Source organism: Gardnerella sp. c17Ua_118, assembly GCF_055804255.1.
Map to the genome: position 1 here is coordinate 601,803 of NZ_JANUYT010000001.1, position 14,346 is coordinate 616,148.

Annotated in this window: 10 protein-coding genes and 2 pseudogenes; 2 read left to right on the top strand and 10 right to left on the bottom strand. The window is 39.9% G+C overall.

The features are described 5' to 3' along the window. Positions 1 to 219: 219 nt before the first annotated feature. The 5 genes and pseudogenes from uvrB to NYP69_RS02530 all read right to left on the bottom strand — a co-directional run bounded on the left by uvrB (position 220) and on the right by NYP69_RS02530 (position 4,662). On the bottom strand, positions 220 to 2,334 hold the full coding sequence (uvrB, locus tag NYP69_RS02510; protein WP_473410543.1) for an excinuclease ABC subunit UvrB: 2,115 nt from the start codon (positions 2,332 to 2,334) through the stop codon (positions 220 to 222). A gap of 102 nt (positions 2,335 to 2,436) precedes the next feature. After that, a complete protein-coding gene (coaE, locus tag NYP69_RS02515; RefSeq protein WP_004132905.1) occupies positions 2,437 to 3,114 on the bottom strand; it encodes a dephospho-CoA kinase in 678 nt (225 codons plus the stop codon). A 69-nt stretch (positions 3,115 to 3,183) separates the two neighbouring features. Further along, positions 3,184 to 3,732, bottom strand: coding sequence for a TM2 domain-containing protein (locus NYP69_RS02520; RefSeq protein ID WP_004132906.1), 549 nt, complete (start codon positions 3,730 to 3,732; stop codon positions 3,184 to 3,186). Between the two features lie 233 nt (positions 3,733 to 3,965). After that, positions 3,966 to 4,082 (bottom strand): annotated as a pseudogene (locus tag NYP69_RS02525) (dephospho-CoA kinase); the annotation flags it as partial. A gap of 55 nt (positions 4,083 to 4,137) precedes the next feature. Continuing rightward, positions 4,138 to 4,662 carry a GNAT family N-acetyltransferase gene (locus NYP69_RS02530; protein ID WP_004132908.1) on the bottom strand — a complete coding sequence of 175 codons (525 nt, stop codon included), beginning with the start codon at positions 4,660 to 4,662 and terminating at the stop codon, positions 4,138 to 4,140. A 530-nt stretch (positions 4,663 to 5,192) separates the two neighbouring features. On the opposite strand from NYP69_RS02530, the gene NYP69_RS02535 reads away from it, so the two are divergent. Further along, positions 5,193 to 7,400, top strand: a complete 2,208-nt coding sequence (locus NYP69_RS02535) for a sialidase family protein (RefSeq protein WP_004132912.1) — start codon at positions 5,193 to 5,195, stop codon at positions 7,398 to 7,400. A gap of 142 nt (positions 7,401 to 7,542) precedes the next feature. On the opposite strand, the gene NYP69_RS02540 is transcribed toward NYP69_RS02535, so the two are convergent. The 3 genes from NYP69_RS02540 to NYP69_RS02550 form a co-directional block, all read right to left on the bottom strand. Continuing rightward, positions 7,543 to 7,872, bottom strand: a complete 330-nt coding sequence (locus NYP69_RS02540) for a TM2 domain-containing protein (RefSeq protein ID WP_004130524.1) — start codon at positions 7,870 to 7,872, stop codon at positions 7,543 to 7,545. Between the two features lie 271 nt (positions 7,873 to 8,143). Continuing rightward, positions 8,144 to 9,649, bottom strand: coding sequence for a 30S ribosomal protein S1 (gene rpsA / locus NYP69_RS02545; protein WP_004130522.1), 1,506 nt, complete (start codon positions 9,647 to 9,649; stop codon positions 8,144 to 8,146). Positions 9,650 to 9,812: 163 nt separating this feature from the next. Continuing rightward, entirely contained in the window at positions 9,813 to 10,697 is an 885-nt protein-coding gene (locus NYP69_RS02550) for a bifunctional methylenetetrahydrofolate dehydrogenase/methenyltetrahydrofolate cyclohydrolase (RefSeq protein WP_004130520.1), read from the bottom strand. Between the two features lie 298 nt (positions 10,698 to 10,995). On the opposite strand from NYP69_RS02550, the gene NYP69_RS02555 reads away from it, so the two are divergent. Continuing rightward, on the top strand, positions 10,996 to 12,066 hold the full coding sequence (locus tag NYP69_RS02555) for a metal ABC transporter solute-binding protein, Zn/Mn family (RefSeq protein ID WP_473412911.1): 1,071 nt from the start codon (positions 10,996 to 10,998) through the stop codon (positions 12,064 to 12,066). 93 nt (positions 12,067 to 12,159) lie between these two features. On the opposite strand, the gene NYP69_RS02560 is transcribed toward NYP69_RS02555, so the two are convergent. Further along, positions 12,160 to 12,768, bottom strand: coding sequence for a pyroglutamyl-peptidase I (locus NYP69_RS02560; RefSeq protein WP_115761821.1), 609 nt, complete (start codon positions 12,766 to 12,768; stop codon positions 12,160 to 12,162). Between the two features lie 140 nt (positions 12,769 to 12,908). After that, a pseudogene (locus NYP69_RS02565) lies at positions 12,909 to 14,229 on the bottom strand (ISL3 family transposase). Between the last annotated feature and the right edge of the window lie 117 nt (positions 14,230 to 14,346).

Below are 14,346 nucleotides of genomic sequence, written 5' to 3' on the forward strand. Positions count from 1 at the left end.
TTATTTTTTCACATTAACAAAATTTAGAATATTCCATGGCTGATTCTCTATCAATGCAAAGACATCGCGTGAATCATAGACAATAAATAATCTTTTATTAACATATTCAAATCCAGCACTCACCACATCTAACTAGAATACTCAATATTTGACGCATACATTAGCTTATTTATTATCAACGCTAACTTACAAGATAACTTACAAGCTCACTCATTACGCTCACTTATTAGCCGCATCCATTTGACGCAACTCTTTTTTAAGATCGCGTATCTCGTCGCGCAAACGAGCAGCAAGCTCAAACTGCAACTGTTCTGCAGCAACATGCATTTGCTCGCTCAAATTCTTAATCAAAGACATAATATCGCTTTGCGGCAAGGCGGATATATTCGCCATACGCTTTTCTTTACTTTGCTGCCCAAGATTTGGCTCTTTTGGCACTCCATAATGCGAATTCCCAGCCTTATTAGCATTCCTGTAACCGCCTGCTAGCAAAGTTTGAGTATCAACATCCTCTTTAGCAAGCATGTCGTTAACGTCACTAATCTTCTTTCGCAAAGGCTTAGGGTCAATTCCATGCGCCTTGTTATACGCGATTTGCTTTTCGCGACGCCTCTCCGTCTCGCTAATCGCCTTGCTCATAGCATCCGTAACGCTATCTGCATACATAAGCACAGTTCCCGAAACGTTACGAGCAGCGCGGCCAATCGTCTGAATAAGCGAACGGTAAGATCTTAAGAAGCCTTCCTTATCTGCATCCAAAATCGCAACAAGCGAAACTTCTGGCAAATCCAGGCCCTCACGAAGCAAATTAATGCCAACAATCACATCAATTTTGCCTTCGCGAAGCTCGCGCAAAAGCTCCACTCTGCGCAAAGTATCAACATCCGAATGCAAGTACTCAACTTTAATACCAAGCTCCAAAAAGTAATCAGTTAAGTCTTCCGCCATTTTCTTTGTAAGCGTAGTAACAAGCACGCGCTCATCTTTTGCCACACGCGCCTTGATTTCCGCAAGCAAATCGTCAACCTGCCCTTCCACAGGTCGAACCTCAATCTTAGGGTCCAGCAAGCCAGTTGGGCGAATAATCTGCTCAACTACGCCATCCGAAAGCCCAAGCTCATAGTCTCCAGGCGTTGCAGAAAGATACACAGTTTGACCAACATGCTCCAAAAATTCGTTCCACTTTAACGGGCGATTATCCATTGCCGATGGCAGCCTAAAGCCATGCTCTACAAGCGTTCTTTTGCGCGAAGCATCTCCCTCATACATAGCTCCGATTTGTGGCACGGTTACATGCGACTCATCTAAAACAAGCAAAAAGTCGTCTGGGAAAAAGTCAAGAAGCGTATGCGGAGGCGTACCTGCCGCGCGACCGTCAAAATGCCTCGAATAATTCTCCACTCCTGTGCACACACCCACTTGGCGAAGCATCTCTAAATCGTACGTAGTTCGCATTTCCAAACGCTGAGCTTCCAGCAATTTATTTTGCTTTTTAAGCTGCGCAACGCGTTCGTCACGCTCTTTCTCAATCGCCTCAAGCGCACGCTCCATGCGCTCCGGACCTGCAATATAGTGAGACGCTGGGAAAATATGAACGCTACTCTCTTGGCGAATCACTTCCCCAGTAAGCGGATGCAACATTGTAATTCTGTCGATTTCGTCACCAAAAAACTCAATTCGCACAGCTAATTCTCCGTAAACTGGAATAATCTCAACCGTATCTCCGCGCACTCTAAAAGTTCCGCGCGTAAACGCAATGTCGTTACGCTTGTATTGCATACTAACAAATTGACGTAATAAATCGTCTCGCTCAAGTTGCTGGCCAACACTCAGCATAAGCATTCGCTCGGCATACTCCTCTGGGGTACCGAGTCCATAAATGCACGAAACAGTAGCTACAACAACACAATCCCTACGCGTAAGCAAATTCGCTGTAGCTGCGTGACGAAGACGCTCAACATCGTCGTTAATATTCGAGTCTTTTTCAATATACGTGTCTGTTTGCGGAATGTACGCTTCTGGCTGATAGTAATCGTAGTAAGACACAAAATAGCTCACAGCATTATCTGGCATAAGCTCGCGAAACTCCGCGCAAAGCTGAGCTGCCAAAGTTTTATTCGGCTCAATAATAAGTGTAGGCCTTTGCAAACGCTCAATCAGCCAAGCGGTTGTAGCAGTTTTACCAGTGCCAGTTGCGCCCATTAAAACAACGTCGTTTTCGCCGTTTTCAATGCGATTTGCTAACTCTTCGATTGCTTGCGGCTGGTCGCCCGAAGGCTTGTATGGCGCTTTTACAACAAAAGGCTTGTTTGTGCGCTGAATTTTATTCGACATTATTTTTCTCCAAGAGCATCAAGAGCATTTTATTTATTTTACTAAAACCCAACAATCGCGCGGTTGCTGGCGACTTTTCCTTTGGGTCTCTAATGCTCCTTACTAATCCTCACCCATCCACGTTTTAATTTTTGAATCAACGCTTTTAAGCATAACTTCCATAGGCTTTGTAGAATCAACCACAAAATCCGCGATTTTTTTGCGCTCAATCTCTTCAACTTGATTATTTATGCGCTGCTGCGCCTGATTCTGACTCATTTTGCGCTCGATTATCATTCGCGCAATGCGAACATCTTTAGGCGCTTCAACTGTAATAATATGGTCAAAACTAAATGGAATGCTGTCAATTACTTGCGCGAGAAGCGGAATATCGTGCACAATAATCGAGCTCAAAGCGCCGACTTTGCAACGGTTTTCTTTGAGCTGACTATCATGCTTGCTCTCATACTCGCTTATATACTCACCTTCTAAAGTCTTCGCTAAATCATAAATAGCAGGATGAATAAGCGACTCAATCCTGCTTAATGCTTGCTTATGATTTACATCATCACCAAAAATATGCTCCGCAATAAACTCGCGATTCAAAGAGCCATCATTCAAAACGGCATCTTCTCCAAAAATGCCTACGATTTTCCGCAAGACTACGCTTCCTGGTTCCACTACTTTACGCGCTAAAACGTCGTAATCTATAACAAACGCGCCAAGCGAACGTAAATGGTTTACTACAGTAGATTTTCCAGCCGCGATTCCGCCCGTTACCGCAATCCGCATCATTGTCATATTTTGATTATAATTAATGCCCCAGTAACTAATTACCGGGGCATTATATGCTAAATAGTAATTGTAAAATTAGTCTTGAAGTTCAGCACCATCGGCATCCTTATGCCACTTAGAACCAGGCTGAGAGCAAAGAATGCAAATTCCTTCAATAAATGCCCAAATTCCAGAAACAAAAGCCAGCAAGCCGAAAGAAAGAATAGAAATAAGAAGCTGGGCAATAGCCTTGCCTTTAAAACCAAGATAGAAATTGTGCACACCCAAAGCGCCCAAGAAAATCGCTAACAGGCCTGCAGCAATCTTGTTACGAGAGCTTCTGTATGTGTTTGATGAATAATTATTAGACCCATAGTTAGAGTAGGAAGACGCTTGATTGTACTGAGGAGCAGACTGAGAGTACTGACCATGCTGAGGCTGAGAATACGAATTCTGGCCATACTGAGGCTGACCATACTGTGGCTGAGCATTGTACTGAGGCTGAGCACCATACTGGGATTGGTCGTTATATTGTGGCTGAGCCTGGTTGTACTGCTGAGACTGATCATTGTACTGTGGCTGTCCGTACTGAGTCTGATTGTCAGAGCCTGAGTAATCTCCAGTTTGATTATCCAAATCACTCACAATAATTACACTTTCTCTCGTAAGAAATTTATTTTCTTAAAAACTATATAATAAAAAATTAATAAATCAAAGCGTTATTACTAAAGATATTAAAAGATGCCCCGATGATTACTCACCGAGGGCATCTTGTTTATAAGCTTTTAGTAGAAAACTACTTCTTTTCGCTCAAAAACTGTTCGCGCAAAGCTGCGAGCTGATCGGAATCAGCTAAAGCACCTTCGTTAGCAGCCTCATTTACGCGCTAAAACATCGTAATCTATAACAAACGCGCCAAGCGAACGCAAATGGTTTACTACTGTAGATTTTCCAGCCGCAATTCCGCCCGTTACAGCAATACGCATCATTGTCATATTTTGATTATAAACGATACATTTCTCACAATAACGTAAGTTTTAATTGACACAACTAAAACTTCTTATATAGCACGCAGTAAATAGACCCGTAATAAGATTTCCAATTATCGGTTAATAAACTGTATCCAAGCTTATTATAAAAATCTAAAGCAACAACATTATTATCTTTTTCTGTAGATAAAATTATTGTTTTATATAATTTAAGATTTTCGACTTTCTTCATAAGCGCACTGCCAACGCCTATATGCTGAAACTCAGGATCTACAAACAACTCATTTAGCTCTAAGCTTTGATTGTACCAATCATAATTTTCTGATAAAAATGGCTTAATTTGATTCGCATACCAATTATCTTGTAATAATTCTATGCCATATAAAACACCGATAATACGATTATTCATTGTAGCAACAAGTAAAAGCGCACTATTGTTATCTTTCAAACTATCTAATATGCGCTCACGAACATTATCTATACGATCCAGTTCTTTAGGGAATGCTTTTAGATATAAATCTAAAATTATATTCATATTATCTTTGGCTTCTAAATAATCTAATTTTTTAATTTCAATATTCTTCATAAAAATCCTTTATACAAGCTACTATCCGTATTACAACACAACATATTTAATCGACATATGCATATTTGATTTTACATAACCATCGTTATATAAGTACTAATTATTATTTTCGAAATATTTTCGCTTATATTCACTTAATCAATATAATTTCTTCTTTTTATCATAAAATTCAACATACGTCACATGTCATATGAATGATTTAGAATCTACAGATACGAGGTAATTGTTCTCGCAAACTATAAAGACAAAGATGTAATTTATAGGTAATTACTTATACGCCTTCAATGAAGAAAGGAATATAATGATTGGAACAGCGCATAAAGTTTGCAAAAATATTTTCTCAGCAATTCTTACATCTGCAACAATTGTGTCACTTAGCATAGGTGTAGCATCAGCAACTACCCCCCCCCCATGAACAAACTGAACCAGTAACATTTACGATTACACGTACGGATGATTTAAAAAATGATGTTCGAGTTGGGGATACGCTAAGATATAAGCTGACTTACACAAATAATACTAATCACAATGTGACTGTTTGGCCAACTAACAGTAATCTCACTGCTGTGGCTGTTGAAGGGAATAACGGTAACTGTAGGTGGAGAAATCTACAACCAGGAAAAACTGTATCATGCACGCAAGGATTCCATATAACAGAGGATTCTGATATTAAAGAAAAAGGTTTCACTCCATCAACCGATTGGAAAATTAGCAAAGATGCAAATGGTAATGAAGTTATATCTACTCCAAAATTAATTGGAGACAAAGTTACAAATATTAATCCAGTTCCAAGGCCTAGAAAAGACGGAGATCCTATTAGATTAGCAACAATAGGTCAAACTGTAGAAGGACTAACTGGAAAACCTTATTATAGAATACCTGCAATAGCTGAAGCTAACAATGGTTGGATTCTTACAGCTTGGGATTATCGACCAAATAGTGCATATGATGCTCCTAATCCAAATTCTATTGTTCAAAGAATATCTAAAGATGGTGGAAAAACTTTTGAAAAAATACAAATTGTAGCAAAAGGAAAAGAAAACCCAAATAAATATGGATTCTCTGACCCTTCATATGTTGTAGACCAAGAAACAGGCAATATTTTCTTATTCTTCGTCAAATCATACGATGGTGGAGTATGGGATTCTACAGCTAGCACTAATCAAAGTGATAGACATATTTTAGATGCTGCTGTTACTTGCTCAAAAGATAACGGTTTAACTTGGAGCGAACCAAAAGTTATAACTAAAGACATAACTAAATATCCAAAAAATGAACGAGCTAGATTTGCTACTTCTGGACATGGCATTCAACTAAAATACGGAAAATATAAAGGTCGTTTAATACAACAATACGCAATAGTAAACAGTTCCAATGGAAGTGTGCAAAGAAACAATGAGAAGTGGCAAGCCGTATCTGTATACTCTGATGACCATGGAGTAACTTGGAAAGCTGGAAATCCAGTTGGACTAGGTAAAGAACAAAGCCATATGGATGAAAATAAGGTTGTAGAGCTTTCTGATGGAAGAATTATGTTAAACTCTAGACCGCATGAAGGTGGTGCAAATAATCATAGAATCATTGCTCTTTCTAATGATGGCGGAGAAACGTATGGTAAAGCATACAAAGATGAGACACTGCCAGATCCAGGTAATAACGCTCAAATAACAAGAGCATTCCCAGATGCTCCAATTGGTTCTGATGCAGCGAGAATCCTCTTATATTCATCTTCTTCTGGTTCTGGAAGAGCAAATGGTTTGATACGTGTCTCATACAATGATGGAGAAAATTGGACAGAAGAAAAGGGATTCAAGAATGGCGCAATGGCTTACTCCACTATTCAAGCTTTAAGTCAAAAAGCAGGAGGCGGCTATGGTCTTCTATATGAGGGCGATAATAATGACATAATGTATACGAGAATTTCTGCTGAATGGTTAAGTATACGTCCTAACATAACCTTAGGTTCTACAACTAAAATCAATCTATCCACCAAAGAGATAAGTCTTCCTGTGGTAAATCCTACGAGTACTAAATATGAAAATATTAAAGTTACGTCTATAAACACAAGTGATTTTACTGCATCAAGCGATTCTGTAACAATCGAAGCGAATAAAACTACATATATTCCTTTGAAAATTGAAGTGCCTAAAACAGCAAAAGTTGGAGATAAACTTACTGCAAAAATTCGTATTGCGTCTGCAAATAAAAATCAAGATCGTTCAAACACAGAATTATCATTTGAAACGACTATAACCTTAAATGTTGTAAGTGAAACTAAAAATTCTAGTACTCAAACAGATCCTCTATCTAACGATCAATCACATACTGATATACAAATCAGCAAAGATTCTGAAACAACACAATCTGAAAAGGAGATAAATAAGAATATTAGTCCAAATATAATTCCAAATAAGAATAACAATAAACAGAACAGCAGTACATTTAGCACAGATAAAGAATATTCTCAAAATTACAGAAAGGATTATTCCAATACAGACAATTCCAGAACGAATTATAATTACTCTTCAAAAGCAAAACATGATAATTACAATGTGGATAATAGCAGCATTGATAATGAAAATAATGATAAGCATTATAGTAAATCTGGCAATGCTTTAGCAAAGAATAGAGGAATGATGCAAAAAACTGGAATCAACACAACTATTCCTTATGCTTTAATGATTCTATTAATAGCTATCTCTGCAGCATTAATGAAATTAAAAAATATGCAATATTAAAGAATAAGTGTATTTGCTATATTATTCATTTGTTCTAATGTTTTAGGCATAAAAAATAAAAGATGCGTTTTGGAAATTGAATTCTAAAACGCATCTTTTATTTGTAAAATTACTTATAAATCTTAATACTAAATATTTATTTTTAGTCTTTTAACTCAGCACCATCAGCATCTTTGTGCCACTTACTTCCAGGCTTTGAGCAAAGAATCAAAATACCCTCAACCAATGCCCATATTCCCGTAATAATCAACAGGAAACCAAAAGAAAGAACAGAAATAAGCAGCTGCGCAATCGCCTTTCCTTTAAAACCAAGATAAAAATTGTGAATACCTAAAAATCCTAAGAAAATCGCTAGCAAACCTGCAACAATTTTACTGCGCGAGCTTTCTAAAGTTCCTTTAGCGTTTTCCTCATTATTACCATCATACGAAGGGAACTGAGGATTTTTCTGATTGTTTTCTAAAGTGCTCATATTTTCACCATCCTTTTAGTAAATACGATTAGTAAATATGATTGACGTTTTACATCATATAATCACGATTCTTAAAAGAAAATTGATTGTACCTATATTTAATTACAAAACTTGAGTTATAAAATACTTGTCAAATGTACTCAAAATAGACGTCAAACATAATCAAGATACTCGTAAAACATTATGAACAACAATACGCAAGATGCCCCCGATGATTACTCACCGAGGGCATCTTAGTTTTTATTTACAAGCTTCTAGTAGAAAGTAGAAACTACTTCTTTTCGCTCAAAAGCTGTTCGCGCAAAGCTGCGAGCTGATCGGAATCAGCTAAAGCACCTTCGTTAGCAGCCTCAGAAGAATAGTTGGAAGCAACTTCTTCCTTCTTTTCTTCCTTAGCTGGCTTCTTTTCTTCAGCTTCTTCGCTCTGGCCATCAGCGGCTGCGGATTCTGCTGCAGCTGCGAGTTCCTTAGCGGCGAACACCTTGTGCTGCTCCCACAATTCGTGAGCTGCTGCATACTGTGCTTCCCACTCTTCGCGCTGCTGCTCGTAACCAGCAATCCACTCGTTGGTGTTTGGATCGAAGCCTTCTGGGTACTTGTAGTTTCCTTCTTCGTCATACTCAGCTGGCATGCCGTAGAGAGCTGGATCGAAATCTTCAGAATTTGGATCAACAGCCTCGTTAGCCTGCTTCAAGGAGAGCGAGATCCTGCGACGATCGAGGTCTACGTCAATAACCTTAACGAATACTTCTTCGCCACCCTTAACAACAGTTTCTGGGTTCTCTACATGACGGTTAGCAAGCTCGGAAATGTGAACCAAGCCTTCGATGCCGTCTTCAACGGAGATGAACACACCGAACTGAACAATCTTGGTAACCTTGCCCTTAACAACCTGTCCAGGAACATGGGTGCGAGCGAAGCGCTGCCATGGATCTTCCTGAGTTGCCTTAAGGGAGAGGGAGATGCGTTCGCGATCGAGATCAACGTCGAGAACCTCAACGGTAACCTTATCGCCAACCTTAACAACCTCAGATGGGTGATCGATGTGCTTCCAGGAAAGCTCGGAAACGTGAATGAGGCCGTCAACACCGCCGAGGTCAACAAACGCGCCGAAGTTTACGATAGAAGACACAACGCCTTCGCGAATCTGACCCTTCTTAAGCTGCGAGAGGAAGGTCTCGCGAACTTCGGACTGGGTTTCCTCGAGGAACTGACGACGAGAAAGCACAACATTGTTGCGGTTCTTATCGAGCTCAAGAATCTTAGCCTTAATCTTCTGACCAATGTATGGGGAAAGATCGCGAACGCGACGCATTTCAACGAGGGAAGCTGGCAAGAAGCCGCGCAAACCGATGTCTACAATCAAGCCGCCCTTAACAGCCTCAATAACGGTACCTTCAACAATGCCGTCTGCATCCTTGATTTTCTCAATATCACCCCAAGCACGCTCGTACTGTGCACGCTTCTTGGAGAGAATAAGACGTCCTTCCTTGTCTTCCTTAGTTACAACAAGGGCTTCGATGGTGTCGCCAACTTCAACAACATCATCTGGATCAACGTCTTTCTTGATGGAAAGTTCACGGGAAGGGATTACACCTTCAGTTTTGTAGCCGATATCCAATAATACTTCGTCGTGATCAATCTTTACGACGGTACCTTCAACTAAATCACCATCATCAAAATTCTTGATGGTTGAATCGACTGCCTTGATGAAGTCTTCTTCGGTGCCAATATCATTAATCGCAACCTTGGCGACTTCGTTATTATTCTCTGCCATTACTTATTAGTGGTTTCTTCTTGGGGTGGATATTACTCGATATTAAATTATGATTTATGCACGCGCACTATGCACGCGCTCTGTCAATGTTATATATAGGCATAGCCAAAATCGCCGTTTTACTTCGGGCGTGTCGCAGTGTTTGATATTTACTACTTGCAACTTACTTGCCACTCGCTGCTCGCTCAGCCATATCAACAACATTAGCCAATAGCATTGCGCGAGTCATTGGTCCCACTCCACCAGGATTTGGTGAATACGCTCCTGCGACTTCTCTACAAGCAACATCAACATCGCCTTTTACGCGATACCTTCCCACTTCTTCATCAAAAACGCGCGAAACACCAACGTCAACCAACACGGCTCCAGGCTTAACATCACACGGCTTTACAAATCCCGCGCTGCCCATTGCTGCAATAATAACGTCGGAGCGCATCATAATATCGTGCAAATCACGAGTGCGAGTGTGGCACAATGTTACAGTTGCGTCTACTCCCCTGCGCGTAAGAAGGAGCCCGATTGTTCGGCCAACCGTGATTCCTCGTCCAAGTACGCACACATTTTTGCCTTCAAGATCAATGTTATAAGCATCTAAAAGCGCCAAAATTCCTCGCGGCGTGCATGGAAGAGTCGTAACAATATCTCCCGAAATATGCATAACCAGCTCGCCCAAATTATATGGATGCATTCCATCGCAATCTTTTGCAGGGTCTACTGCCTCAATAATTTTTTGGGAATCAACTCCCTTTGGCAAAGGCAATTGCACAATAAAACCTGTGCAAGAAGGGTCATTATTAAGCTGATTTACGGCTTTAAGAATTTCGTCTTCGCTAGCGTCTTCTGGCAAATCGCAGCGGATTGAGCGAATCCCCACTTCTTCGCAATCCTTGTGTTTTCCAGCAACATACTTCAGAGAGCCAGGGTCGCTTCCAACTAAAAGCGTTCCAAGCCCTGGATTAATGCCTTTTTCTTTAAGCTTTTCTACTCTATTTTTTAAGTCGCTTTTAATACTTGCAGCTAGCGCTTTTCCATCTAACACAACAACCATGATTCACTCCCAACTCGCATGTTAATTCTTATGTTCAACTTACAAATCTTCTAACACAATTCGTACGCGTAGGATATTCGTATGGATAGGCTATCGTGAGGTATCGAAGTGCGCGACACAAAGCATCGCGACACAACTGTTAATAACTGAATATTATAATAGAATGGTATTTATATTGCATAAGCAAGCTACTGCGAGCCTTTGAAAAACAAGCCTTGCAACAGACAAGCCTTGCAGCAAACTAGAACGAGTTTTAACAAGTGCTAATGCTAATAACACTGACGGAAGGGGCGCAAAGATGTGCGAAAATATTTTTCATTTAACTCGCGCAAAGAAAATATGCAAAGCTGTTTTAGCGTGCATAATTGTTCCATCAATGTTGCTTGGCATAGCTGGGTGCGGTGAAAGCTCGCAATCTTCTAAAACTCCAACGCAACCCAAAAAAGAGGTTAAGCAAATTAAGGTTGTTTCCACTCTTGAATCTTGGGCAAGTTTAGCTAGAGAAATCGGCGGAAATGATGTTGAAGTGCAATCTATAATCAGCAATCCAGATACAGACATGTCTACTTTTAAGCCGTCTAGTAAAGATTTGCAAAAGCTGTATTCTGCGCAAGTTGTTGTGTCAAATGGCGCTGGCTACGATAGTTGGGTTGCAAAGCATACGTCTAAAAGCAGCGAGATTGTAAACGCAGCTTCTACAGTCGGCGCGCTAAATGGCGACAATCCTTATCTTTGGTTCTCAAAAGATGCTAGAAACGAGATGGCTTCTAGCATTTGCAACGCTTTTTCTAAAGTCCTTCCTTCAAAAAAGAAGGTTTTTGCTAAAAGACTTGACGCAGTTAAATCGCAAGAAAATAAGCTTGACGAATATCTTGCAAACTTTGCTAAAAGTCACAAAAAGTTTAAGTACGCTTCAATAAATCCTGTTCTTTTCTGGCTTATGTCTGATATGGGCATTAGCGATTCTGCACCTAAAGCATATGCTCAGCAAGTAGCGCAAGGCGACGAAGTAGACAAGGCTAATATAGATGAATTCCAAAAGCTTATTGAAGAACGAAAATTCGACGTACTTATAAGCAATAGTCAGCGTAAAGGCGACGATATTAGCATTTTGACGGGAACTGCTGGAAGAAGCTACACATCTGTAATGTGGGTTAATGAACTTATTCCAACGTATGCAACAGATTTAAGAAAATGGGTTATGAAGATTTGCGAAGACATTGATAACGCAAGCAAAACTACGACCGATATGCGCAAAGATTTAGCAAGGCAAGAAGCTGATCAAAAGAAGCCTATTACCGAAAAGCCTACTGTTTCTCAGCCAGATCCAAACAGGTCTAACGAAGGCCAGCAAGATCCTGGTAAATAGGCACGTGCTTGAGCAAGTATAGACAATAAATACTTCATACTATTTATTAGCAATTACTTACAAATTAACGATTTGCTGGCGATTTATCTGCAATCACTTGCAATCATCTGCAATCACTCGCAGTGCAATTTCAATGCCTCGAAGCATATCAGCTAAACTCATAGAACTCGTGCTCGGCTTATTGAGAACCTGCTCAGGCAAATACGGAACGTGAATAAAACCGCTCTTAATTGGCAATTTTTTAGTCTGGCAATAATTACAAACACTGTAAAGCACGTCATTGCATACGTATGCACCCGCAGAAAAAGACACAGCCGCAGGCAATTTCGCTTTATTTAAAGCGTCAACTATGTTCACAACTGGCAAAGTCGCTTTATAAGCCACATCACCATCCTGCACAACAGACTCATACCAAGGCTTATATCCACTATTATCTGGTATGCGCGCAGCTCTACAGTTAATGCCAACATATTCAACGTTAAAACAAGCAGAACCGCCAAATTGCCCTAGCGAAAGCACAGCATTAGGGTGAACTTCCTCTATTTTCTCAATAACTTTTTGCGCACCCTTGTTAAATTCCGTAGGAATCTGCAAACGAACAAGTTCCACACCTTCAGGCGCATGCACTGATTGCGCAATCTCCCACGAAGGATTTATAGACTCATTATCAAACGGCGTAAAACCAGTAATCAAAATACGCATTAAAATACCCCCTCATACAACTCTCACTTATCAAACTTTATAAAACTTTATCAAACTTTATCAAAATACATTGCAAAAACTATATATACACGAATGTACTTGCATAAAACGGGTATTCGGATTTTATGGTGGAAAAGGGCTTATAAATCACCCTTCTCCAAATTCTTAATAAGTGTGGAAAAATCGACACCTAAGTTGTCTGTAATGTCGTGATCATTCACTTCATACCAATTGAAAGTATCGTATAACATAGCTTTATTGAAAGCACTTGAATTAAATCGTGGCTTACGCTTTTTATGGAGCTTCTCATTGAAAAGGATTTTGGCTCGTAAGGCATCAAACGAGTAACCTCTACCCATTCGCTCTACCTGCCTAATAATGCTGTTAATTGACTCCGTATAAGCATTAGTGAGCCTTTTATCAAAGTAGTTGAATATTTTTGTCTACGGCTCTCACGAGGTCTTTATATGCGTCTTTAGAGTTGCTGGACATACAACGGTGTCTCCATTGACTATAACGAAGATGACCTTCATCTGGATCAGGAGTATCCCATATCCAGTAAAACTCTTCTTTGAGTTCATAGGCTTCTTTTAAAGCAGGAAGATTACCTAACCAAGTATCTAAGAGGAATGATTCACGTTCATTTAGATCGTGTTTACGCTTTAGAAGGATAAACCTTTCACGCATAAGGGTACGTCTTTCTTTTTGGCCCATATGGGCTTTCAAAGACTTTCTGACGTTATCTAAGGCTTGATTAGCCATTCTAACTACATGAAACTTATCTACGACAACTTTAGCTTGTGGAAGGATAGTGTTCACTGCGTCTTTGTAGGGCTTCCACATATCCATTGTTACGTACTCAATGTAAGTCCTGTCACTGATTTCTGAAAGACGTTGGATGACTGTTTCCTTGTTACGGTTAGGCTTGATGTCATAAATAGTCCTGCGTTCAATATTAGTCAATACAAGCCGAGGTCTACGGATAATATGTATCTCGTCTATCCCAAGCCACTTAGGAGTTTCAAACTGGTATTCACGTTCTTTGAGTGCCACATAGTCCTTAAAAACGTTCCTAATGGTTTTCTCGTCAACACCAACGCTTTCTGCGACTTCTACAAAGGTCTTAGACATGGATTGCTCTTGAATGGACTTTAAAAGCCTTTCGGTCATACTACGCTTTTCATCTACAGATATTAGGCGTTCCCAGAAGGTAGATCCGCATTCACGACACTTGTATCGTCTACGGTTCAAATGTAAGCCCACTCGCTTTAAACGAATGGGCAAATCCATAATTAGTTGATTTCTTGAACTGTGTTTGTACAACTTGTCAAAACCACATTCAGGACAACGTTCAGGTGGTCCGACTGCTTCAACTTTAAACATCATATCGGTTTCATTTTCTTGTGGCGGTTCTATTGTTTTAATGTCTGGTAGGGATAATAAGTCTGACATATTATTCATCCTTTATTACTCTGCGGTGTTAAGGTATCAATTATAGATTTGATGTCGAAATCATCAGTGTTAAATTATTTTTGTGACCACAAATGCACTTAGAAAATCCCTTAAAGCATTAGCTGG